Source organism: Coriobacteriia bacterium (assembly GCA_031292615.1).
Lineage (GTDB): Bacteria > Actinomycetota > Coriobacteriia > Anaerosomatales > JAAXUF01 > JARLGT01.
The window spans coordinates 1-24,085 of sequence record JARLGT010000121.1; the positions used below are offsets into that span (position 1 = coordinate 1).

At 65.1% G+C, this 24,085-nt stretch carries 21 protein-coding genes and 1 tRNA gene; 16 read left to right on the top strand and 6 right to left on the bottom strand.

All coding sequences use genetic code 11. The annotated features are described in order from the left end of the window. The 9 genes from P4L93_11000 to P4L93_11040 all read left to right on the top strand — a co-directional run. On the top strand, nucleotides 1–894 hold an 894-nt coding region (locus P4L93_11000), incomplete at its 5' end, for a GspE/PulE family protein (GenBank protein ID MDR3687471.1). A 123-nt stretch (nucleotides 895–1,017) separates the two neighbouring features. Beyond that, the gene (locus tag P4L93_11005; GenBank protein MDR3687472.1) at nucleotides 1,018–2,085 is read left to right on the top strand and encodes a cobalamin-dependent protein; all 1,068 of its coding nucleotides are present in this window, start codon (nucleotides 1,018–1,020) and stop codon (nucleotides 2,083–2,085) included. 35 nt (nucleotides 2,086–2,120) lie between these two features. Next, nucleotides 2,121–3,791 carry a glycosyltransferase family 39 protein gene (locus P4L93_11010; protein MDR3687473.1) on the top strand — a complete coding sequence of 557 codons (1,671 nt, stop codon included), beginning with the start codon at nucleotides 2,121–2,123 and terminating at the stop codon, nucleotides 3,789–3,791. 57 nt (nucleotides 3,792–3,848) lie between these two features. Further along, nucleotides 3,849–3,986: a hypothetical protein gene (locus tag P4L93_11015; protein MDR3687474.1), complete on the top strand. Its 138-nt coding sequence runs from the start codon at nucleotides 3,849–3,851 to the stop codon at nucleotides 3,984–3,986. Nucleotides 3,987–4,021: 35 nt separating this feature from the next. Next, on the top strand, nucleotides 4,022–4,270 hold the full coding sequence (locus tag P4L93_11020; GenBank protein ID MDR3687475.1) for a hypothetical protein: 249 nt from the start codon (nucleotides 4,022–4,024) through the stop codon (nucleotides 4,268–4,270). Between the two features lie 16 nt (nucleotides 4,271–4,286). Further along, nucleotides 4,287–5,297: an alcohol dehydrogenase catalytic domain-containing protein gene (locus P4L93_11025; protein MDR3687476.1), complete on the top strand. Its 1,011-nt coding sequence runs from the start codon at nucleotides 4,287–4,289 to the stop codon at nucleotides 5,295–5,297. Between the two features lie 40 nt (nucleotides 5,298–5,337). Next, nucleotides 5,338–6,036, top strand: coding sequence for a nitroreductase family protein (locus P4L93_11030; GenBank protein MDR3687477.1), 699 nt, complete (start codon nucleotides 5,338–5,340; stop codon nucleotides 6,034–6,036). Nucleotides 6,037–6,169: 133 nt separating this feature from the next. Further along, nucleotides 6,170–6,499 (top strand): hypothetical protein, encoded by a 330-nt coding sequence (locus tag P4L93_11035; protein MDR3687478.1) that lies wholly within the window; start codon nucleotides 6,170–6,172, stop codon nucleotides 6,497–6,499. 119 nt (nucleotides 6,500–6,618) lie between these two features. Beyond that, nucleotides 6,619–7,647, top strand: coding sequence for a polysaccharide deacetylase family protein (locus tag P4L93_11040; GenBank protein ID MDR3687479.1), 1,029 nt, complete (start codon nucleotides 6,619–6,621; stop codon nucleotides 7,645–7,647). A gap of 80 nt (nucleotides 7,648–7,727) precedes the next feature. On the opposite strand, the gene P4L93_11045 is transcribed toward P4L93_11040, so the two are convergent. The 5 genes from P4L93_11045 to P4L93_11065 all read right to left on the bottom strand — a co-directional run bounded on the left by P4L93_11045 (nucleotide 7,728) and on the right by P4L93_11065 (nucleotide 14,521). Further along, on the bottom strand, nucleotides 7,728–9,200 hold the full coding sequence (locus tag P4L93_11045) for an APC family permease (protein MDR3687480.1): 1,473 nt from the start codon (nucleotides 9,198–9,200) through the stop codon (nucleotides 7,728–7,730). Nucleotides 9,201–9,277: 77 nt separating this feature from the next. Beyond that, nucleotides 9,278–10,198, bottom strand: coding sequence for an acetamidase/formamidase family protein (locus P4L93_11050; GenBank protein MDR3687481.1), 921 nt, complete (start codon nucleotides 10,196–10,198; stop codon nucleotides 9,278–9,280). Between the two features lie 157 nt (nucleotides 10,199–10,355). Further along, the gene (locus tag P4L93_11055) at nucleotides 10,356–12,470 is read right to left on the bottom strand and encodes an O-antigen ligase family protein (protein ID MDR3687482.1); all 2,115 of its coding nucleotides are present in this window, start codon (nucleotides 12,468–12,470) and stop codon (nucleotides 10,356–10,358) included. 362 nt (nucleotides 12,471–12,832) lie between these two features. Beyond that, on the bottom strand, nucleotides 12,833–13,894 hold the full coding sequence (locus tag P4L93_11060) for a cyclopropane-fatty-acyl-phospholipid synthase (protein MDR3687483.1): 1,062 nt from the start codon (nucleotides 13,892–13,894) through the stop codon (nucleotides 12,833–12,835). A gap of 551 nt (nucleotides 13,895–14,445) precedes the next feature. Next, nucleotides 14,446–14,521, bottom strand: a tRNA-Ala gene (locus P4L93_11065). A 94-nt stretch (nucleotides 14,522–14,615) separates the two neighbouring features. On the opposite strand from P4L93_11065, the gene P4L93_11070 reads away from it, so the two are divergent. After that, nucleotides 14,616–15,776, top strand: coding sequence for a hypothetical protein (locus P4L93_11070; protein MDR3687484.1), 1,161 nt, complete (start codon nucleotides 14,616–14,618; stop codon nucleotides 15,774–15,776). A 35-nt stretch (nucleotides 15,777–15,811) separates the two neighbouring features. Here P4L93_11070 and P4L93_11075 read toward each other — a convergent pair whose 3' ends face one another. After that, nucleotides 15,812–16,846, bottom strand: a complete 1,035-nt coding sequence (locus P4L93_11075) for an aldehyde reductase (protein ID MDR3687485.1) — start codon at nucleotides 16,844–16,846, stop codon at nucleotides 15,812–15,814. A gap of 178 nt (nucleotides 16,847–17,024) precedes the next feature. On the opposite strand from P4L93_11075, the gene P4L93_11080 reads away from it, so the two are divergent. The 6 genes from P4L93_11080 to P4L93_11105 all read left to right on the top strand — a co-directional run bounded on the left by P4L93_11080 (nucleotide 17,025) and on the right by P4L93_11105 (nucleotide 23,888). Then, nucleotides 17,025–18,776, top strand: coding sequence for a thioredoxin domain-containing protein (locus tag P4L93_11080; protein ID MDR3687486.1), 1,752 nt, complete (start codon nucleotides 17,025–17,027; stop codon nucleotides 18,774–18,776). Nucleotides 18,777–18,986: 210 nt separating this feature from the next. Further along, a complete protein-coding gene (locus tag P4L93_11085) occupies nucleotides 18,987–19,325 on the top strand; it encodes a P-II family nitrogen regulator (protein MDR3687487.1) in 339 nt (112 codons plus the stop codon). Between the two features lie 165 nt (nucleotides 19,326–19,490). Then, entirely contained in the window at nucleotides 19,491–20,483 is a 993-nt protein-coding gene (locus tag P4L93_11090) for a serine/threonine-protein kinase (protein ID MDR3687488.1), read from the top strand. Next, a complete protein-coding gene (locus P4L93_11095) occupies nucleotides 20,480–21,733 on the top strand; it encodes a glutamine synthetase family protein (GenBank protein MDR3687489.1) in 1,254 nt (417 codons plus the stop codon). Before P4L93_11090 ends, P4L93_11095 begins: the two co-directional genes overlap by 4 nt. Before the next feature lie 39 nt (nucleotides 21,734–21,772). Then, nucleotides 21,773–22,114 carry a P-II family nitrogen regulator gene (locus tag P4L93_11100; GenBank protein ID MDR3687490.1) on the top strand — a complete coding sequence of 114 codons (342 nt, stop codon included), beginning with the start codon at nucleotides 21,773–21,775 and terminating at the stop codon, nucleotides 22,112–22,114. A gap of 250 nt (nucleotides 22,115–22,364) precedes the next feature. Next, nucleotides 22,365–23,888, top strand: coding sequence for an APC family permease (locus tag P4L93_11105; protein ID MDR3687491.1), 1,524 nt, complete (start codon nucleotides 22,365–22,367; stop codon nucleotides 23,886–23,888). Nucleotides 23,889–24,085 lie beyond the last annotated feature (197 nt).

Consider the following 24,085-nt stretch of genomic DNA (forward strand, 5'->3'; position numbering starts at 1 on the left):
GACGTTCGCATCACCACCTATCCCACCCGGCAGGGCGAAGGCCTCGTCCTGCGCGTCCTGCGCGCCGACGACTCTGTGCGCGCGATCGACGAGATCGGCCTGCTTCCCAGCACGCGCGACGCGATCGACCGCATGCTCGCCAGGCCGCACGGCGCGATCCTCGCCTCCGGGCCCACAGGCTGCGGCAAGACCACGACGGTCTACGCGATCATGCAGATGCTCAACTCGCCCGAGCGCAAGATCATCACTATCGAGGACCCCGTCGAATACGAGGTCCACGGTCTCACCCAGATTCCCGTCAACAACAAGGCCGGCCTGACGTTCGCGGTTGGCCTGCGCACCATCTTGCGCTCCGACCCTGACATCGTGATGGTCGGCGAGGTCCGCGATCCCGAGACGGCGACGATTGCCGTGCGCGCCGCGCTGACGGGTCATCTCGTTCTCTCCACGCTGCACGCCAACGACGCTCCCTCCACGCTTACTCGCCTCGCCGAGCTGGGTGTCGAGCCGTACCTATCGTCGTCGGCGCTGCTGGGAGCCATCGCACAGCGGCTCGCGCGTCGGCTATGCCGGAAGTGCCGCAGGCCGCAGCACATCGACATCGCAGAGCTGATTGCGCTGGGCTACACGTCCGACGAGGCGTACAAGGTTCGCCCGTTCGAGGCGGTCGGCTGCGACGCCTGCCGGGGAACCGGTTATCGCGGGCGGGTCGGCATCTACGAGGTCATGGAGATGAACGAGGAGCTGACGCGCCTGCGCCTCGAGCACGCGGCCACCGAGCGGATTCGTGACGCCGCCATTCGCGCGGGCATGCGTTCGCTTCGCCGAGACGGCCTCGACAAGGTTGCCTCGGGCATCACCAGCATCGCCGAGATCCTGCGAGTCGCCGTGTAGGCGCACGTCGCACGCCCTCGTCAGTGCCTTGCCGAGCACGCCGACGGTAGGACAAGCCACCGCGGCCCAACCCGGGTATCATCAGTTCACGCGCCAATCCGTGCGGCGGGCCAGGGGGCAAACATGCGGAGCGTCGCTGAGTCGGCGAGCGAAACAATCTGCGTCTCTATCGAGAGGCTGGTCGACGACGCCGTCGCCCGTCAGTTCGTCATGTGGCCGGAGCTTGAGAGATCGTTCTCGGCGACGCAGAGAACGCGAATGCGCGAGGACACGCGCTATCACCTCGAGTTCTTCGCATCGGCGCTGTGGTTCAGCGAGCCTGCGATCCTCGACGACTACGCCGTCTGGTGCAAAACGCTGTTCGCAAACCTGAACCTCCCCAGCGAGTGGATCGAGGGTAGCTGGCTCCGCATCGCCGAGACCCTCGATGCTGCGCTTCCCTCCGAGGAAGCCGCAGCCACTCGCACCGCGATCGAAGACGCGATCGTCACCCTGAAAGCCGCGTCAACCGCGAGTTCCTCGTTCTTGGCACCGGGCGCACCGCTGGGCGAGCTGGCGCGCAACTATCTGATTACGATTCTCGATGGCGACCGCGCTGATGCCGTGCGCCTGGTGATCGACGCAGCGAACTCGGGCGTCTCGGCTCGCGACATCTACCTGCGCATCTTCCAGCCAACTCAGCGCGAGATGGGCCGCCTCTGGCTGCTCAACGAGGTCTCGGTCGCAGAAGAGCACTACGTCACCGCCGTCACCCAGGTGGCCATGGCCCGGCTTCACGAGCGTTCCGCCCTGCCGGCGACCACGGGGATGACGCTCGTCGCCGCGAGTGTTGGCAGCGAGCTGCACGACCTCGGCATCCACATGGTCGCGGACGTCTTCGAGCTCGACGGGTGGAACACGCGCTATCTGGGCGCGAACACCCCTAGGTCGGCCGTCCTCGAAGCGGTACGCGCCACGAGATCAGACGTGCTAGCGCTTTCGGCTACGATCGCCTCGCACGTCACCGAGGTTGCCGAGATCATCGACGATCTGCGAGCCGACGAGTCCACGGCGCACGTGAAGGTGCTGGTGGGCGGCTATCCCTTCAACGTGGCGCCTGACCTCTGGCGGCGCGTTGGCGCCGACGGCTACGCGGCCGACGCCGAGACGGCTCCCCAGATCGCGGCGCGTCTGGCGGCCCAGAGCGCATGAGCCCTGACCGCCGAACATCGCGCAGCGATCAGACCGTGCAGCGCGATTCGAGAGATGCCTCGAGCACGAGATGGTCGGCGCCATCGTGGCTGTGGCCCGTTCTGGTCGGCGTGATTCTCGTAGTCGCAGGCGTACTCCGCTTCTGGGCGCTGGGACGGCAGAGTCTCTGGTTCGACGAGCTGTTCTCGGCGAATGCGGCGATGTACGGGCCGAGCGTTGCGATCAAGGTGACTGCCCAGGACACCAATCCGCCGCTCTACTACGTGCTGCAGGCGCTACTGATGCCGATGCTGGGGCGCACCGAGTGGGGGCTGCGAGCGTTTTCGGCCGCCATCGGCGTGCTGACCACCGGCGTCGTCTATCTCGCGGGGCGCAAACTGTTCGACCGCGCGACAGGAACCTGGGCTGCTGCGTTATTCGCGGTCGCGCTGCTTCCGCTGCAGTACGCCCAAGAAGCGCGCATGTATTCGCTGCTCATGTTCTTTGCGGCGCTTACCCTATGGCTCTTCGCGCGCCTCGTCGAGAAACCCAACCTCGCTCGAGCCGCACTTCTGGGGCTCGCGCTCGCGGGTCTCGCCTACACGCACGTGTACGGCTACATGGCCGCGCCACTTCTACTCGTGCCGGTTGTACTCGTGCCCCGGCTTCGCAGGCGGATTGGCAAGTTGATGTTCGTGACCTACCCGATCGCCGCGGTGCTGTTCTTCCCGTGGGCCCTGGTCATCCCCACTCAGATCGCCATCGTGCGGGGGCAGGTGGCCAAGGGCAACTGGTGGATGCTGCCGGTCGACAGCGTCACGCACGCGTTCCTCGCCAATCTCGTCGCGTTTGCCCCGGGCCAGGCTGGGCTTGCGGCAATGGTTTTCATGGCGCTGTTGATCGTCGGTCTGGCGGCCCCCGTCGTCTGGATCGAGGCGTTCGCTGCCGGCCCGTACGACCCCGCCGAGGACGACGCTCCAGCCGTTGGAGGTAGCCCAGCTGCCTCGCCAGAGTCCGCGAACGAGACGCTCCGAGACGAGTCCACAGAGGCCTCCGTTGACGCCGAAGCCAAGCCTGCGGACGAGCCTCGTGCGGGTGAGATCGTCACGGAAGGCGACCTGCTCTGGGTGCTGCTGACCTTGGCCGTCGTGCCAATGCTGGCGGGGCTCATCATCTCGAAATACGTCACGCCGATAGCCACGGTTCGAAACTCGCTCGTTTGTCTGCCGGCGATCTACATCCTGGTCGCTCGCGGCGGAACGAAGTTGCACTGGCCGGGGACGGTGGCCCTCGCGAGCCTGCTGCTGTTCGGCGTGTTGCAGCTGCCAGTCCTCTACTCGGACACGTCAAAGGGCGAGTGGAGACAGGCCACAGAGATCGTACTTTCCCAGCCCAAGACCGGTGTTCTGACCCAAGAGTGGGAAAGCGACTTCAACCTCGAGGTCTATTCCAAGCTCATCAAGGGTGAGAGCTGGATGCACTCGATGTGGGCGGACCATCTCAATGCGAAGCCCACGCCCACGGGCCTGATCATCAACAGCAACCCCTACTACCACATCCCAAAGTTCATCTGGCAGTGGGATCGGATATGGGTTGTGTCGATGACCACGAAGAGTTCGGTGGCGGACTACATGGATCATGCCGCTGGATGGCAGCTGACCGAGACGAGGGACCTCGGCAAGCCGGTCATGAGGTTGTACACGAGAGTGGACGCGCCAAAAAAGTAAGGCTTCCGTAGGGTTTTCCGCGCGCGTGAGCGCTACACTCGGACTCGGAGGTAGCACATGAACATGGGCGGATTCAGTTGGCGCAGGTTGTTGGGGGTCTCGGCGGCAAAGTCGCGCGTTTCTCGCAAGATCGGCATCCCGCTGACGCGATCAGGCCGCCAGCGCAAGCTCGGGAAGATGCTCGGTATCAGGTAGTGAAGGGCCGAGCGGAGCTGCAAAGTGGCGCCGTCATGCTGCTGGTCGGCGCCGTGGGACTTGTGGCGCTGCGGCTGTGGACGAGCGGCTTTGCCCCGCTCGATCCCACCACCACCGTGTTCGCCAACCAGAACTTCGCCTCGTCCGTCATCGCAATCATGTTGGTAGGCGTTTTTGCGGTCGGTCTGCTGCTCGTCTTGCTCGGCGTGGCGATTCGCGTGACGCAACGCATCCTCGCCGAGCGGCGCAGCAAGATACCGCCGAGAGGACCCAGTAGTCTCTAGCGCAAGGAGAATCCCGATGGCACTCATGCATGCAGCTCAGGTAGCGGAGCCGGGCGCCGATCTGGCGATAGTCCAGATCGAGATTCCCGAGCCGAGCGACCATGAGGTCCTCATCAAGGTCGAGGCGTGCGGCGTTTGCCACGGCGACGCTATTCCCAGTCGCGGTGGCTTCCCCGGGCTGTCGTACCCACGCATCCCTGGCCACGAGGTCGTGGGCACGATCGTGAAGCGTGGGGCCGCAGTCACCGCATGGGGCACCGGCACCCGGGTCGGAGTGGGCTGGAGCGGCGGCCACTGCATGACATGCGGACCGTGCACGCTCGGCGACTTCGGCAACTGTGAGGATCCGTGGACGACCGGTCTGTCGGTCGACGGTGGCTACGCCGAGTACATGGTCGCGCGGGCCTCGGCGTTAGTTCACATCCCCAGCTCGCTCTCGTCGGTAGATGCCGCTCCCCTACTTTGCGCTGGCGGCACAACGTTCAGCGCGCTGAAGGACAGCGGCGCGCGCGCCAGCGACGTCGTGGCGATCCATGGCATCGGCGGACTCGGGCACCTAGCGATCCAGTACGCCAACAGGCTCGGCTACACAACGGTCGCGCTCTCGCGCGGCGGCGAGAAGGAAGCGCTCGCCCGCGAGCTCGGGGCGCACCACTACATCGACACGGACGCGACCGACGGCGGCAAGGAACTCAAGGCGCTGGGCGGGGCGCGCGTCATCCTCGCGACCGCCCCCAACGCCAAGGCAATCACCGGGCTTATCAACGGACTTGGCCACAACGGCCAGCTCATCATCGTCGCCGCTCCGCAAGAGCCGATGCAGCTCTTCCCCGGCATGCTGTTCAACGGCGACCGCTCAATCAAAGGCTGGCACGGGCGCCGTCCCGGCGAGGCGCTCGACTTCAGCGTGCGCTTCAACGTCATGCCGATGATCGAGACGTTCCCGCTGGCCCGTGCCGCCGAGGCGTTCGACAGGATGATGACCGCCAAGGTGCACTTCCGATGCGTGCTGACGATGGACGAGTGATCCCCACGCCAAGGGTGGCTCGATGACAGGAAGGCCAGATATGCCTGGGATTCTGGAACTGATTCGCGAGCGTGCCTCGGTTCGCGGACCCTTCGACGCGCAGCGCCCCATCTCCGAGGAAGACCTCGCGGCCATCCTTGAGGCGGCGCGCTGGTCGCCGACCGCCCACAACATGCAGAACTTCGAGATTGTTGTGGTCGACGACCCGGCCACGCTCGACGCGATCGCTAACATCAAACGCCCCATCTCGGAGGCGTTCATCCGCGAGAACTACGAGCAGCTCTCGTTCTCCGAGGAAGAGCTGATGCGCCGCAAGACAGGTCTGCTTGCCACGCAGTTCCCACCGGCGTGGCGCAACCCCGACTTCCACGCCGACACGCTCACCGCCGAGGAAACAGCCGCGATGCAGCGGCCGATGCCCACGGCTCCGCTGCTGCTCGTCGTGGTCTACGACCCGAGCAAGCGGGCACCGGCCTCCGAGGGCGACTTCCTCGGCATAGTCAGCCTCGGCTGCGTGATGGAGAACATGTGGCTTACCGCCGAGGCGCTGGGCATCAGTCTGCAGATCGTCAGCTCGCTCAGCAACGACCGGGAAGTCAGGCGGATTCTCGGAATTCCGGACGAGCTGGAGGTCGCCTTCTCCTGTCGCCTCGGCTATCCGATCGCGCCGGCGCCCAAGCGCTTGCGCGTCAGGCGCGATGTGGCCGACTTCGCGTCTCGCAATCGGTTCGGGGGCTGAGCGCGCTCGCGCTGGGCTAAGTTGCGCAGTTTGGCGAGGGTTCGCACTTACCAAGCCTCTCCGCCTCACCTAGACTCGATGATGGGATTGCTTGGAAACCCGCGGTTCCATCCGAGCCGATTGAGGAAAGCCCATGCCTGACTACACGATCTGGCGCTTCTCGACCTCGCAACTTCGCGGTCAGGGGAGTTTCCGCGCGTCGCCGTCTGGTGAGAGCAAGGGCACGGCGGTCGGAACCGTTGCTGGCAACGACTCACACGACGCCCTGAACCGCTTCCTCTCCGACGGCGGCGTCGAAGGACGCCACATCGAGCTCACAGTCGTGCGCGACCCTCGCGGCCAAGACGAGTCATCCGTCGAGGTCGCCTACCAGCTCTATGTGGCCCGCCGAGCCAAGCCGCCCCTCATCGCCGAGGAGCCCAAGGTGCAGGAACTCGTCGACGCCGAGGACGACGAGGACTAGCGCACCAAGCGTGGCGTAACCCTTCATCGCCCGGGCCATTCGCGCCCGTGGCACGGGCATTGCACGTCTTCCATGACCGGTGGGGGCCGATACCCCGCAATCGATGACGGGATGCCGGAATGCCAGACCGCGTTCGAAGCACTGCTCTGCGAAGCTCTCGCCCGAAGCGCCAGAGGCCCGTCGGACTGATCGTCGCCGTCGTTGCCGTAGTCTCGCTCGTGCTCGTGGGCGCCTTCGGCGCGCGCTGGGCGCTCACGCGGTCTGCCGAGAAGCCCGGCATCAGCGCCGCGCAAGCTGCGGTCGCGGTCGCACCCACGTCGGGCGTCAAGGCCAAGCCCCTAGCGGCGCCGTCTTCCTCCGCGCCGACCTCGGCCACCGCCTCAGCCCCAGCCGAGGTCGCCAACCCGGCGCTCGATCAAGCCGTTCCCGTGCTGATGTATCACCACATCCTCCCCGTGCCCAGCAACTTCATCGCGATTTCCCCGGCGACGTTCGACGCGCAGATGAAGTACCTGCACGACAACGGTTGGCATGCCATATCGATCGCTCAGCTTCAGGAGTTCGTCGAAACCGGCAAGCGGTTGCCTTCCAAGCCGGTGCTCATCACCTTCGATGACGACCGTATGAACCAGCTCACCTACGGCGTCCCGATCCTGAAGAAGTACGGCTTCACCGCGACGTTCTTTGTCGTCCAGAAGTGGATCAACAGCACCAGCCAGTACTTCATGCATGTGCCGCAGCTCAAACAGCTCCAAGCCGACGGCTACGACCTTGAATCTCACACGACCAACCACATGATGATGTACAGGTTCCATTCGAAATCGACCGGCAAGTTCGAGAGCCTCACCTCGATGAAGACGCGAATGTGGGATCCGACCAACGGCATGCGGGTGTGGATGAATCAGACGTTCGGCGGTCAGCCGGTCACGGCGTTGGCATACCCGGGCGGCGGAAACGACTCCTTCACCTGGCAGATCGTCAAAGATGCTGGCTACCATCTCGCATTCACGACGGACACCGGATACGTCACGTACAAGGGTTCGAACCCCATGGCCTTGCCGCGATGGAATACCGGCGCGCGCGGGACGACGATGGCTACTTTCGCGTCGATCATGAACGGCGCTGCCCACTTCAAGCCTACGAAGTAGTCGGCACCTCACAAAGACCGGCAGGCCGGGCGCCCTTATCGGGTCCCGGCCTGCTTTTCGTTCTTAGCGAAGGCGGAGCGCTAGGCGGCGATCTCTTCGTCCAGATGAATATGCGCAACCGCGTCGATCGCCTTCGGATTCCTAGACTGCATCACGAAGAGCACCACGACGCCGATGATCATCCAAACCAGCATGACCCACGGTGCGTACGAGTACGGCGCCGTCAGTGCCGCGATGAATCCGAGGCCCGGAATGCCGGTGATGCCGGCGACGCTCAAGAAGCCGGGGATCAGGAACAGCAAGCCGGCGATCGGAATCACGATGTGCGAGAACCAGTGCTGCTCTTCCTTGCGATGACGGGCGAAGAAGCCCACGCACGCCAGGTTCGCGAGCATGTACACCGGAACCACGATGACCACGAGTGCCGTCGCAATGATGCCGAACGCTACGACCGGCGTTGTCCAGAAGCCGAGCACGAGCGCGAGTGCCAAGCCCAGAACGAGCTCGACGAGGACGCCGAACTGTGGCGACTTGTGCTTGGGGTGCAGGTTCGCGAAGGCGCGCGGGAACACGCCGATTCGGCCCATCGCGTACGCCGTGCGCGTGAACACGTTCGCACCGGAGTTCGCGTTTGCGAGCGTGGAGTTGACGATTGCGAACAGCACGAGCGCCCAGAAGACGATGGAGACGTCCTTCGCAAGACCGTCCCACGGCACGCCGTTGTTCCAAGTTGCGAAACCGGCGAAGTTGGACGGGCCGAACGACACAACTGCGGCATACGTCGTGAAGATGTACAGGATGCCGATTGCCACGGTCGCACCCATGATGGCCAGCGGGATGTTGCGTCGCGGGTTCTTGGTCTCCTCGGCGAGCGGGGCGGCTGCCTCGAAGCCGGAGAAGGCAAGAAGCGCTCCCACGGCGCCAGCGAAGACGCCGGACCAGCCAGTGAAGCCCTTGGCGTTGGCGAAGTGCGGCGTGAAGACCAAGAGTGTGTTGGCGCTGCCAGCCTTGACGACGAGCACGATGCCCAACACCAAGAACACGGCGATCTCGATAGCTCCGAGCCACACGCCCGTCTCGGTAGAGGTCTTAACGCCCAGGTAGACGAGCCAGCACACCAAGATTGTGCCAATCGCCATGAAGATCCACCACGAACCTGCCGAAATCCCCGGCACTATGCCAGTCAACTCGCCGGCAAGCGTGAATCCAAGCTGCAGCATGACCAGCGGAACGATGAGTACCTCGACGGCCGCATAGGCCCATCCGACGAGGAAGCCCAGCTTCGGGCTCAAACCCACTGCGGTGTACGTCGCCACAGAACCAGCCGCAGGAATGTGCGTTGCGAGCTGACCGATGGCCCACGCAGTAAACAGGATGCCGATGAACGCGATGAGTACTGCCAGCGGCAGCGCGCCAGCGGCAAAGGCGGCGCCCAGTGGAATCGATGCTGCGATGGCCGCGGCCGGCGCCATCGACGTGATCGACTGGAACAACACATCCGCTAACCCGATGGCATTTCGGGCAAGCTTGGTCTCCGAGCCAGAATCACTCATGCTCCTATCCCTCCCAATCCCCGCAAGAATATGGCTCCGCAGAGGCCCCCTCCACGGCTACGACCGAACCATGAGCGTCACGCCCGGAACGGCGCGGGACACGCCGAGACCTTGGGGACGCGCATCCGCGCGATGATGCTTCCGGTGCAAGGCGAGCACGCCTGAGCGATTCCGACATCACCTGTACAGGACAGGAAGATGAACGCGTCCTCCATGGTGAAACCCCACTCGCTCACCAAGAGGTTTGCCGCGTCCTCGCACGCGAACTTGATCGCGTCTTCAAGGCTATCGTCCGACGTGCCGTGCGTGTACCAGGCGTCGGCCGTCTCTGTGACGGGCCAGCGCGCAGCCTTGCCTTTGGTGACCTCCACTTTGACGAGACACGTTCCGGGCACCTCGACGCCAGTGTCCGAGATCTCCCCGTCGCCCATGCACGCGTGCATGTCCCCCATGGCGAGCAAGCCACCCGACTGGAAGACCGGGAAGTGAATCGTCGCGCCGATCCCGTTGACCGTGTCGTCGAGGTTGCCGCCGTGCTTGCCGGCGAGGAAGGTGATGACCTTGCCCTCGGCAGGGGCGACACCGATCACGCCAATCATCGGCTTGGCAGGGAACGAAACCTTGTCGTTGAGCCAAATCGTGCCGTCTTCGATCTTGAGGATCCGAGTAGCCGGCGCGTTGCAGAACTCGACGAGCTGACCGCTACCGGGGATGACCATGGCGGAGCCCTGCGGTCCCGGCACCAGGTCGAGGAGGGTGACAGAGAGCGAGTCGCCTGGCTCGGCGCCACGCACGAAGATGGGGCCGGTCGCGCTGTTGAGCCGGTCCGTCTCGAGCTTCTCAAGCGTGTCGGACTCAGACTGGACCTGGCCGGTGAAGCAGTCGAAGGTCTCGAGTTCGATCACCGTCCCCGGGTCGACCGTCACGACCGGGGTCATGTCGGCCGAGAACGCCCATACGTGCTGGTCTTTGGGGATTCTGACATCTGCCGCTTCCACAACGTCCTCCTCTACGGATGCAGTTCTGGAACAAGTTCCCACCCACTCGAGACTACACCTACGCGAACCGCGATGTGTTGCGAGCATGTTTCGGCTCGACCCTGAAATGCATAGGCCGGGCCCGCCGGGTCTGCTCTGCTGCGGCCTTTCATAGCCCTCAGGGCTGGACGCCGACTGTGGCCGGACTCGACCCACTTTGGCCCGCGTCCGGCTCCCCGATGCTGCTCAGAGTGCTCACCGCCTCAGAGTCGCTCGGATCCAGCTTGACGGCGGTTGTGAGCGCCGTCGTGGCACCAGCCCGGTCGCCTCGGGCAATCCGGACCTGCCCGATCGTGAGCCACGCGTATTCGAAGCCGGGATCTAGAGTTGCCGCTCGGATAGCCGAGTTCTCAGCCGGGGCAAGTTGCCCGGCCTGAAACTGGGCTCGCGCAAGCTCGAGCACGACATCCGGCACATTGGGCCACCGGTCCTCGGCTGACTGCGCGACTACGAGCGCCAGCGCTGCAGTTGCCGGCGCTGGGGCCAGCAACTGCTCCTGATTGAGCGCGTGGACGTATCGGCTCGCAGCTATTGGATCTTGCGGGTCGTGATTGACGGCCCGTGAATAGGCCGAGACCGAGGCATCCGCGAGGGCTGCGATCTCCTCGTGAGGCGCGTTCGCATTGACCGCCGACCAGAGCAGTTCGTCGTTGCGTTGGCCGGACAGGATGTAGTACTGCTGCGCAAGCGGGTTGATGGCGCGTGCGCTCGACAGATTGCTCTCCGCCTCAGGGAGAGTGGCGGAGTCGAGTGCACGCCGGGCGTACACATCGGCGTAAAACCAGCTCGCACCCCAGCAGCTAAAGGCGACAAGAAGAACCGAGACCGCGATACCCGCCGCCCGGGCGAGATTGCTGTCGATGGGCGCAGTGCGAGCTTGCGCGCTGGCAAGGATGCCGAGAGAAAGCCACAACCACACCACTACCACCGGTGTGGCGGGCTCGAACAGTAGAACCGTCACGAGCGCGATCACACTTGCCCAGGCGCCAGCGACCAGGATTCGCGACCGGGCGTCATCGGCTCCGAAGAGCGTGCGCGAACCGTCTGCTCCAGCTCCGAATACTGCGGCTGCGGTCTCGGTCAGTGGAGCAACGACCGCGGCCCCATATAGCAGGAGCCCTGGTATCCCCAGCGTGGCCGCTACCTGCAGGATTATGTCGTGCGCGTTGTCGGCATAGGACGCATGGCCACCAACGCGCCACGTCAACCCACCCGCGGCAGAGTGGTACACGTACTTGAAGGTGTCAGGGCCCCAACCCACCAGCGACCTGCGAGATACTCCCACGAGCGCGGCTCGCCAGATCTCGATTCTATCGCCGAAGCTGGCGCCTGCGGTGCGCCCAAGCACAGCGGTAGCGCGCTGAGCCGACGACAGCCCTTCCTTGGGTCCGAGCAGCGACGCTGCCACGGCTAGCAGGGTCAGCGCGAAGGCCGCAAGCACCCACCATTGCGAGCGCAGCAGCCCCGAGCGGTTTCGCCACGCAGCAAGCGCAACCACGGCCACTGCGACAGGGGCCGCTATCCACGCTCCCCGCGCGAGGCCGACGACCAAGCAGCTGCTCGTCGTCAGCAACCCGAGGCTCGCAAGCCAGAATCGGGGGGTAGGTGACTCCTCGGAAAGGAGCAACCCGATCGATAGCGCAAACGGAAACACGAGGTAGCTGGCGAGGAGATCTGGGTTGCCGAAAGTGGCGAAGATCCGGGCTCCGAAGCCGCTGTCGGGCCAAGTAAGCGGATCAAGCCTCAGGAGCTGCAAGAGCGCGTAGCACGCGATCACCGAACCGGTGGCTACGGCAAACGTCGCAACGGTGCGTGCGCGCGCGACGCTTGTCACCTGCTGAACCGTGAGGGTGAAGACCAGCACATATGCGGCGTAGGCGGCCAAGCCCTCACCGCTCAGCGTCTCACCGATGATCGACAACGACGGGCTGACTGAGGTCGCTGTGGCAAGGCACACCCAGCCCAGCAAGAGAGCCACGATGAGCATGATCCGCGGACGCCGCAACTCGGCCATGCCGGCAACCATGCTGACCACGTGAAGCGCCAAGCCGAGTCCCGCGAGGATGGCGATGAGACTCAGCTTAGGGAGGACAACGGCGTCGTATGTGAGTTGCGAAGCTACGCCAGAGCCGAGGGACGTGTTGGTGTGGACGAATGGGACCAACACTACGATGGCCAGCAAGCACCACCATGCACCAGCCGCGCATACGAGTCCGGTCCTCTGTCGTGCCACCCAACCACCCCCCGATGCGACTGCAGTGGCACTGAACTTCAGTCGCAAAAGACTCCCGTGCAGATTCCCCACCTCGGGCTCGCCCCGCCCTTCGGCCAGTATAGCTGTGACCCGCGTACGCCCGGGTGCGAACGCCCGTCAGGTGCAACTATCTTTCGTGGCGCCCGGGCGCTTGATGACAGCGGTGCCTATAAGCGCCCGAGAAGAGGAAGAGGCCAGGGACTTTGTAAGCCTCTGGCCTGCTGTTTCCTTGGTGGGGAAGAAGAGTGTGGTTCGACGCCACTTCACGCTGACATGGCGCATTCTGATGACAAGATGCTTACACGCTGTCGGGCGACAGCTGATGCCACGGGACATCCTTCCTAGAGCCCAGCGTCGGCGTACCAATCCGCTCTGGTTGGCGGAAGCGTCGAGTGGCCGCCGGTCGGCTTGTGGAGGAGCGATTGGCACACGCCGATTCCGCCGCGCTCGAAGTTGTAGGCGCACCCGGTCATGTACAGCCTCCAGATTCGGTACGTGATGTCGTCGGTCAGCGCGACGGCCTCATCCCTATGGGCCTCAAGGTTGCGAACCCAGTGGCGCAATGTCGCGGCATAGTGCTCGCGCAGGTTCTCAACGTCGCGCACTTCGAAGCCTGCGGACTCGGCGTGGCCGAGCAGCTCCGAGATCGGGGTGAGCTCCCCGTCTGGAAAGACGTAGCGGGCGATGAATGGGTCCATCGGGCCCGGCCGCTCCTCCCACTTGCTCGTGATGCCGTGCAGGAGGAACACACCACCAGGTCGAAGCAGCTTGAACGCCTGCCCGCAGTACTCTCTGAGTTGCGCACGTCCCACATGCTCGACCATCCCCACACTGACGATCGCGTCGAACTCCCCGTCGAGCCGCCGGTAGTCGCAGACCTCGGCACGCGTCCAGTCGGCCAAGCCCGCTCGCTCGAAACGCTCGTTGGCCTCGGCCGCCTGCGGCTCTGACAGCGTGACGCCTAGGCCACTGACCCCGTAGTGCTCGGCGGCATACTCAAGCAGCCCACCCCAGCCGCATCCAATGTCTAGGAGCCGGTCGCCGGGAGAGAGTCTCAGCTTGCGACAGATGTGCTCGAGCTTGGCGCTCTGCGCGGTGTCCAGGTCGACGTCGGGCTGCTCGAAGTAGCCGCATGAATACTGCATGCGACTGTCGAGCCACAACTGATAGAAGTCATTTGAGACATCGTAGTGGAACCGAACGGCTTGCTCGTCTCTGTCAATGGAGTGAGTCCGCCCAGCAGGCGAAGCGGCGCGCTCGCGGCCCGTGCGATACGGCGGCACCGGAAGACGCCGCAATAAGCGCAGCAGACGCGCGGTGCCCCGTATACTTCGCCACTCCCCACTGTCGATGAGGGGCCAGAAAGTTGCGAAGACGGCCTCAAGATCACCTTCCACATCCATGTCCCCGAAGATGAACGCCTCCCCGAGACTCAGGCTGTTGGGCGGCCAAAGCATTCTGCGCAGAGTCCACGGGTGGCGGAGCACGATGGTGGCTGGCGCGTCGTCCGGTCCCACTCGAGTGCCGTCCCACAGTCGGGCCGCGACTCCCCACGAGTCCGGGCTTCCCAGAACCTCGCTCGCTAGCTCAATGGTGTCGGCGACAGCGCTTTCTTGCTTCGTCGAGCCCAGCGTAAGAACATTCATCGCTCGCCTCCTGACTCAGACTGCGTGTTGCTGTCCCATACCCATTGATGAACAGAATGCAGCGGCGCAGACTCTAGCCCCTGACACAGGTCCCGATGGCAGGATGCTGACCAGCGCCCAAGAGAAGAGAAAGGCCAGGGGGCCCGATAGGCCTCGCCCTCTGACCTGATCAAAGGCCGGAGGGCATTTCTGTCTGGTTCGACGCCACTTCCCGCTGATATGGCGCGTTCTGATGACAAAATGCTTACCAGCGCCCAAGAAGAGGAACAGGCCAGAGACTGTGTAAGCCTCTGACCTGCGTGTTTCCTTGGTGGAGACGAAGGGGCTCGAACCCTCGACCCTCGGCTTGCAAAGCCGATGCTCTCCCAGCTGAGCTACGTCCCCATTTGCGCCCGCGTATTCTATCACGCTCGCCCACGCTTTCCACTGCCGGCGTGCGGGACCGTCGCCGTAGGGCTCTCATGGGCACATACTCCCCATGACCGCCGCAGTCTCCATCGAGGAGTTCGGCCTCGGCGACCCGCGCATTCGCGAGTTCGCTCACTTCCCGTGGCGCCTCTATCGTGGCGACCCTTGCTGGACCCCTCCACTCATGGCCGATCTGCTCGGCAGCAAGGTTCTTGGGACGAAGGGGCTGCTCACTGCCGAGCACCCGTACCATTCATTTGCCGAGGTCACGCACTTCCTCGCTCGGCGGAACGGTGAGGTGGTCGGGACCATCTCGGCGGCTATCAACCGGCGCTACAACGAGTATCACGGCACGCCGATAGGCTTCTTCGGCTTCTTCGAGTGCATTAACGACCAGCTCGTCGCAAACGCGCTGCTCGACTCGGCGCGGGAGTGGATCGCGGCGCGCGACATGTGCGTGATGCGCGGTCCTGGGCAGTACAGCAACGCGACGCACGAGATCCAAGGCGTGCTGGTCGACGGCTTCGAGTACCCGCCCACCGTCGATCTCACCCACAACCCGCCCTACTACGACGAGCTGCTCACCGCGTGGGGCCTGGCCAAGTCGATGGACTACGTCGCCTACACGCTCCCCGTCCGCCAGCCCATCACCCCGCGGTTGCGCGAGCTCGCCGAGAAGGTCGCCGAGCGAAGCCACATCGAGACGCGACCCGTCGACCTGGACCGCTTCGAGGAAGAGCTGCAGCTGCTCATCCACATCTACAACGACGCCTGGTCGGAGAACTGGGGCTTCTTGCCCGTCACCGACGAGGAGGCGGCCACCGTGGCGGAGTCGCTGCGGCCCATCGTCGACGCGCAGCTCATCCGCTTCGCCTACGTGCACGGCGAGCCGGCGGCGGTTCTGGGCGCCATACCGGACCCGTACTGGGCGCTTCGCCCTCGGTGGAAGTGGTACGGCGACTCGGACGCCGTGCGCATCGCTCGACTGATGGCGACTCGGCGGCGCATCCCACGCGTGCGGCTGATGTTCTTCGGCATCAAGAAGCAGTTCAGGCATCTGGGCATCGACGCGCTTCTGTTCACGCAGATGCTCGAGTACGCCCAGACCAAACACTACCTCGAGTGCGAGCCGTCGATGCTCCTCGAGCACAACGACCTCGTGATCCGTGCCTCGGCGTTCATGGGCGGCCATGAGTACAAGCGCTGGCGCATCTACGACGCGAAGCTGTAGCGGCTGGCTGCGGCGTGCCGGAGGCGGTGGGCGAGCTAGCTCCGCACCAGCCCCAATCGCACGAGGCTCTCGGCGGTCGCGAGAATCGCCTCTTCGTTGGATCGCGGCTGCCAGCCCAAGACACGGCGTGCCTTCTCGTTGCTGGCTGGCTTGGGCTTTCCCAACTCCGAGGCGGCCTGCGCAGCCGTGCCGCTGAACATGCCAGCGAGGCGCACGACCCAATCGGGCAAGCCGCCACGCGGAACTCGGCGGGCGTCGTCCCCCATCTCGCGCCTGAGTAGTTCGGCGACATCGCGCAGGCCGATAGGGTCGCCGGCAACGGCGAGGAACCGCTCGCCCGCAGCGGCCGGGTTGGTCATCGCGCGCAGATGCAGATCGGCGACGTCGCGAACGTCGACGACGTTGAAGACCATCCTCGGCATGCCTGGAACGCTGCCGTCCATCAGCTGCGAGACCAGGTGGATCGAGGTCGAAAGGTCCGGCCCCAGCACTGGTCCCAGGACTCCCACGGGGTTAACCACGGCTAGCTCGAGCCCGGCGCCTTCACTCTCGGCGAACTGCCAGGCGGCATGCTCGGCGAGCGTCTTTGACTTCACGTAGGCACTAACGCCCTCGGCGGCTGGGTTGGTCCAGTCCTCCTCCGTGAAGGGCCGCGTCATCTCGCCATGGCCGTAGCCGATCGCCGCGAACGACGACGTGAGCACCACGCGCTTCACGCCAGCGTCGCGCGACGCGCGCAAAGCGCGCAAAGCGCCTTCGCGCGCGGGGATGATGAGGTCGTCTTCGTGCTTGGGCGCGCCGAGCGGGAACGGCGATGCCACGTGGAGCACGAAGTCGCAGCCCGCGACCGCTTCGGGCCATCCGGCGTCGGCGGTCAGATCGGCGGTGAAGAACCCGAGCGCGTCGCCCGGCTCGGCGCCTCCCACCTTCAGCATCGCGCGCACGTCAGGTTCGCGCCTCAGCGAGCGCACGGTCGTCCGCACGCGGTAGCCGTCCTCGAGCAGCCGCAGGATGCAGTGTGCGCCGATGAAGCCGGAGCCCCCCGTCACTAGAACCAGTTCGCCGCTCATCGGGCCACTCCGCGCGATCTTGCGTTCACAGCAGTCCCCTTCGGATAGCTTCACGCTCTAACTCGGTTCGCCGTACGGGTCGCTCGGCTATAGGAGTACGTAACCTACATTGCGTCTTAGGTCACACCGCCTCACGGGAAGAAACAAGGCGATGGACGCGATTCCTTGGGAGCCCCGCATGCCCAACCAACTTGCCAACGAGACCTCGCCGTACTTGCGCTTGCACGCTGACGACCCCGTGGACTGGCATCCGTGGGGACAGGAAGCGTTCGATTTGGCGCGTGACACAGGCCGACCGATCTTCCTGTCGATCGGCTACGCGTCGTGCCACTGGTGCCACGTCATGCATCGCGAGTCGTTCCGCGACCCTGCAACAGCTGAGGCGCTCAACGACCGCTTCGTCTGCGTGAAGGTCGATCGCGAGAGCCGCCCTGACGTCGACGAGGTCTACATGGCCTACGTGGTTGCCGCCAACGGCCACGGTGGATGGCCGATGACCGTGTTCCTCACGCCGCAGTTGCTGCCGGTCTTCGGCGGCACCTACTTCCCTCCCGAGTCAGCCCACAACATGCCCAGCTTCCTCGACGTGCTCGACGAGGTCTCGGCGGCGTTCGGCGACCGCCCCCATGTTGCCGACGCCACCGCCGAGAGCGCCGTGGAGTACCTGCGCGTGATGTTCGAGCCGCCGCTCGCCCAGCTGCCCGGCTCCGCACTGCTACACCGCTCGGCCGATGAGATCTTGGGCGCAGTCGACCGCGTGCACGGCGGCTTCGGCGGGGCGCCCAAGTTCCCGCAGGCACCGGTGACCGACTTCCTGCTCGCCTACTACCGCTTCGCAGGCGACGACCGGGCGCTCGACGCTGCCGAAGCACAGCTGCGCGCGATGCTGCGCGGCGGCATCTTCGATCAGGTGGGCGGCGGCATCGCGCGCTACACCGTCGACGACAACTGGCTCGTACCGCACTTCGAGAAGATGCTCTACGACAACGCCCAGCTGCTCACGTCGCTTGCCGCAGTGCACGCCGAGCGGCCGCACGAAGAGTGGGCGCACGCCATGCGCGCTACCGCCGACTTCCTGGAGCGGGACCTCACGTCGCTCGGCGGTGCCTTTCACTCATCGCTCTCGGCAGACACGCTCGGCGACGAGGGCGCAACCTACGTTTGGACCTACGACGAGTTGGCCGAGTTCCTCCCTCCAGCCGATCTCGCGCTGGCCGAGGACTACCTGGGCGTCACGCTGGACGGCAACTGGGAGGGCAGCAACGTGCTGACGCGCTGCGCCGGTCGGGCCAACGATGCCGAGGCCGTCGATCGCGTGCTCGCCGAGCTGCTCGCCGAGCGACTGCAGCGCCCGCAGCCCGAGGTCGACACGAAGGTGCTGGTGAGCTGGAACGCGTTGGCGGCCCGTGGTCTGCTCGGCGCAGGCGCGGCGCTCGAGGACCCCGTACTCGCCGAGCGGGGCGTGGCGCTGACGCGGCACCTGCTCGAGCAGGCCGTCGCAGCAGACGGCGGCGTCGTCCACCTGTTGGGCGATGAGGCGAGCGAGAACGTGCGTCTCGTCGAGGATGCAGCTGCGCTCGCGCTTGCGGCCGCGCTCGCGTACGAGGCGACCGGCGACAGCGGCCTGCTGGCCTCGGCGATTCGCATCCTCGAGCACGCCGAGACCCTCTTCGCCGAGGACGGCGTCTGGTTCATGACGCCAGCCGACACCGAGCTGCCGCTGCGCCCCCGCGAGCAGCACGACAGCCCGACGTCCACCGGCGCGTCGCTCGCCGCGCTTGCCGCGCTGCGCCTGTGGCGCGCAACCGAGGAGCCGCGCTTCCGCGCGCTGGCCGAGGACACCCTCTCGCGCCTTGTGCCGATCGCCGAGCACTCGCCGTTCGCAGCGGGGACGGCTCTTGCGGCCGCTTGCGAGCTGCTCGGCGAGTAGCGATCTGGCGCGAGGCGGGGGTGAAGGGCTGCTTGGCGCTAGCGACGCCACACGGACGGGCGCGGAAACCCGCTCTGACCTGAGACTTCACGCACTCTTGCGCGCCCGGAAACGCGCGCGAAACAGCAAGCCCCTACGCTTCTGGCATCGAGAGAGACAACCATCCCGAGTCGGCCGCGCCTACGCGCCGGGCTTGTCGGAGGCAAACGCATGAAGCGCATCGAGGCGATCATCCGCCCAGAGAAAGTGCACGACGTGAAGGAGTCCCTGGTCGCGATGGGGCACGCTGGCCTCACGGTCTACGACGTGCAGGGTCACGGCACCCAGAAGGGCATCACGCAGCAGTGGCGCGGCCAGGAGTACTCGGTCGATCTGCTCCCCAAGACGTCGGTGATGGTGGTCGTGCACGATCACGAGGTCTCCGACATCGTTGACGTGATCTCGCGCATCGCGCGCACCGACCGCATCGGCGACGGCAAGATCTTCGTCACGCCGGTCGAACAGGTCATCCGCGTGCGGACGGGAGAGACCGGCTCGGACGCGCTCTAGCTAGAACGCTCACCGCGCGCTCAACGGCCGTCGCGCCAGAAGCGGCCCAACCAGACTTCACCCGATGTTCGACTCGTCGAAACAGCGGCGAAACAGGCTGCACGTACCGTCCGGTGAAGGCTCACTCTATACTTCGACTCATCGCCCCCTAACGGGAAGAGCTTCATGCGACACGCGCCCGGCCAGCTCATAGATCACTACGAGATCATCTGTGGCCTCGGCGAGGGCGCGTTTGCCGAGGCGTACAAGGCACGCGACACGCGAACCGACCGCCTCGTAATGCTGAAGTCGCCCAATCCACAGCTCTTTGGCGATCCCGCAATCTACCAGCGCTTCGAGCGCGAGAACAAGATCGCCGAGAAGCTCGACAGCTCCGGCGTGCAGCGCAGCCTCGGGATGTTCTCGGCTAATGGCGAGCCGTACATCATCATGGAGTTCGTCGACGGCGAGAACTTGCGCATACGTCTGGGCGAGTTCGAGGGGCCGGTGCCGATCGACATCGCGCTGGATTGGGCCACCCAGCTCGCCAGAGCCGTCGCCTACTTGCACGAGAACGGCATCGTGCATCGCGACCTGAAGCCAGAGAACATCCTCGTCTCGACAACCAACGAGATCAAAGTCGTCGACTTCGGCACGGCGATGCTCGACGGCGCCCGGCGCCTCACATTTCGCGGCATGACCGATGGGGTCGGCACGCCCGACTACATGAGCCCCGAGCAGATTCAAGGCGACCGAGGCGACCGCCGCAGCGACATCTACGCATGGGGCGTCATCGCCTACGAGCTGCTGGCAGGGCGCGTTCCGTTCGATGGCGACAACTGGCTCGCCGTGATGGCCGGCCACCTGCGTCGCACCGCCGAGCCCATCCGGTCGTTTCGCCCGGAGGTCTCGCCGGCGCTCGAAGCTGTCGTCCTCAAGGCGATGCGGCGCTGGCCCAAGAACCGCTACCAGACCGCCGAGGAGCTGCTCGCCGACCTCGGCCGGCTCGATCAACTCGACGTATCTTCGTTCGACCTGTCGCCAGAACCGCCCATGGGTGGTCCAATAAGCGCACCCGACTCCGAGGCCGGGTTGTGGATTCGTGTGGTACTGATTGCGCTCGGCTTCTTTGCTGTCCTAGCCCTTGTCGTCGTGATTGCGCTGGTGATGCACCGATGAACTCCTTCGATCTGACCGGTATCTCCTGGATCCGCCTGTCGTTCGTCGACGTCTTCGGCACGGCGCACTCGATGCAGATCCCGGCCTCGCGCCTCGCACAAGCAGCCGAGCAGGGCGTGGCGTTCGACGGCTCTTCTCTCGAGGGTCGCGCGCGCGTCATGGAGACCGACATGCGCCTGCTGCCCGACCCCGCCTCGCTCGTGCAGACCGACGAGGGTGTGGCGCGCGCCGCATGCGTCGTGTTGTGCGAAGACGGCTCGCCCTGGCCGGGTGACCCGCGCACGGCTCTGGCGCTGGTGCTCGACCAGACCGGCGACCTCGGTGCCGATTACGCGCTCTCGGCCGAACTCGAGTTCTACCTGCTCGATAGCGACGACCTTGAGCCGATCGACATGGCCGGCTACTTCATGGAGTCCGAGGGCCTGGGCATCTCAGTGGTGCGTGCCGCAGCCGAGAAGCTCGAGAGCTGGGGCATCCGCATCGACTCGATCCACCACGAGGCCGGCCCCGGCCAGTACGAGATCGACCTCGCGATGCTCCCCGCGATCGAGCTGGCCGACGCTCTCGTCCTCGCGAAGCAGACCATCCGCGAGGCCGCCGCTTCCGCAGGCCTGACCGCCACGTTCATGGCGCGACCGCTCTCGGGTGAGCCCGGCAGCGGCCTGCATCTGCACCAGCGTGTCGCCGGACGCCTCGCCGATGACGACGGCCAGCTCACCGATGAGGGCCGCGGCTTCGTTGCCGGCCAGCTCGAGCACGCCCGCGGCCTGTCCGCGCTCGCTTCACCGACAGTCAACTCGTACAAGCGCCTGCACTCGGGCCCCGAAGCGCCGAGCACAGCCGTCTGGGCGCATGCCAACCGCGGTGCACTCATCCGCCTCTCGCCCAACGGTGGCGATGGCGCCACGATCGAGTACCGCAGCGCCGATCCCTCGGCAAACCCCTACCTTCTGTTCGCCGGGCTCATCATCAGCGCGGCCCACGGGCTTGGCGCCGTGCTTGACCTCCCGCCCGCGGTTGAGGAGCAGAGCGAGGGCTTCGACCCCGCCGCAACCGACTCCTCGCGTGCGGACACGCTCCCGCGCGATCTGGAGGAGGCTCTCTCGGCGCTGCAGATCGACGACGTGCTCGTGGACGCGTTCGACGCGCAGCTGCTCTCTCGCCTGCTCGACGGTCGCCGAGCCGAGGCCGCCGAGTACCGCGCGCAGGTCACGCCCTGGGAGACCGAGTTGTATCTTGAGGACGCGTAAGATCGAAGCACTTCGCGAGAGCTACGCCGAGGAGGCGCGATGAAGAAGATCGAGGCCATCATCAAGCCGCACAAGCTTGATGACGTCAAAGAAGCTCTTGGGGCACTGGGCATCCAGGGCCTGACCGCCTACGAGGTCAAAGGCTTCGGTCGCCAGAAGGGCCATCCCGAGATCTATCTCGGCTCCGAGCTCTACGCGATCGACTTCGTCCCCAAGGTCAAGATCGAGGTCGTCGTGGATGACTCACTAGCCGACAAGGCCGAGGAGACCATCATCGAGAGCGCCCGCACCGGCAAGATCGGCGACGGCAAGGTCTTTACCTACGACTGCGAGAAGGCCGTCCGCATCCGCACCAACGAGCGCGGGCCAGACGCACTCTAGAAGGCCCCTCGATACCCAAGCAGACCACGTACGCCCGGGAGGAGTCTCCCGGGCGTACCTCGTTTACCTGCTGTTTCTCCCCACGCCACACGCACGACCCGTACGTTTTACGTGCTCGAAACACAGCCAAGGCGGTCACGAAACAAAGGCATTGGATAACTGTTCTACGCCCCAAGGAGGGGCCCGGCCTGCACACCGCAGGCACCAAGTGAATGCACGTCGGTGCAGACCGAAGGAAGGAGTGATCCAGATGGCCGAGATGAAGCGCACGTTGACGCTCACCGGTGTGACGGTGAACGCGATGTCGTTTATCGCCCCGGGCGCGTTCCTCTGGACGACGTTCCAGTTGCAGGCGGCCCAGAGCGCAGGAGGTGTCACGACTGCGCCCGACATGGTCACAGGACTCATCTTTGCAATCGTCCTGGCGTTCTTGACCGCGTACAGCTACTCAGAGCTGGCGCGTATCTACCCGAACGCCGGCACGGGGTCGAGCTACTACTACGCTGAGGCCGCGCTGCTTGACAAGGACAAGCCGCAGCATCGCAAGTTCGCTCGCCTCGCAAAGGTCTCTCTCGGCTGGATCAGCCACCTCTACTACTGGATCTATCCGGGCATCATGGTTGCCTACACGGCGACTCTGGCCGGCTACTTGTGGACCACCATTACCGGGCAGGCGCTCTCGTTCCCGATACTTGCCGTGCTAGCTATCGTGTTCGCCGTACTCACTGGCGCTATCGCCTACCGCGGCATGTCGGGTTCCACCAACACCGCACTTGTGATCACGATCATCCAGCTCGCGGCAATCGTGGCCTTCACCGTGTTCTGTATCTACTTCCGCATGACGCACCCCGGACTGCACTACGAGCAGGCTAGCGCCGCGTCGATCTTCATCCCGCACAACCTGATCAACGTGATCTACCAGTCGACAATCGCCATCCTGCTCCTCGTCGGCTTTGAGGCGGTCACCGCGCTTGGCGCCGAGGCCATCAACCCCGACCGCGACATCAAGCTCGGCGTTCTGATCTCGCTCGCCATCCAGGCCCTTCTCGCCTACATGGCCCAGTACTTCGGCGCCAACTTCATCATCGCCCAGGAGACCATCACGGCGAAGACGGCAGCTGGCGCACAGGTCGCAGGTTACGCCGCAGCCGCTATCGACTCGGCGCCGATCGGCACCATGCTCACGCACACGGTCAACACCGTGTTTGGTGGAGCTGGCACCGCAGTCGCCGTGCTCTTCGCTCTCACCGTCCTGCTCGCGCTCATCGGCACGACGCTCGCCAGCCTCAACGCGGGCGTCCGCATTACCTACTCCATGGCTCGCGACAAGGAAGTCCCCAGCATCCTGGGTCTCCTGCACGGCCAGTTCGCCACTCCTCACGCAGGCATCTGGATGCTTGTGGGTGTATCCGCTCTGCTCGGCGTGTACGGGGTGTGGAGCGTCGACACCGTCACTCAGATCACGCTCGCCTCTAACTTCGGCACGTTCCTCGTCTACGGTGCGTCGTGCTTGGTAACGATCGTTGCCTTCGCGAGCCACAAGGACAGGAACCTATTCAAGCACTACGTCGTGCCGGGAGTCGGCATGCTGATGAACATCGCCGAGCTCATAGGCATCGTCTACCTGGCCATCATGGCCGGTGGCTCCACCAGCATCGACGCTTGGATCGCCATCGGTATCGTGGCTGTATGGATGGTGCTCGGAGTGGTCTGGATGGCTCTCAACCCAGCCACCAAGGGCCAGCCGATGATCGCCGATCCCAAGGCCGCCTAGCACGGCAAGAGGGCAACTTCGCCCGTAGCACAATCGCTTCAGTCCGGGCCGGGGCATCGTCCCCGGCCCGGTGTGCGCGAAGGTGGCGCTTGCCCCCACGCCGCACCTGCCGGACGATAGACCGCGTCAGCCCACGTCGAGGAGGCAGTCACCGATGACGACAACGCCGGGAATGAGTGCCGCCGCAGGCGCGGATC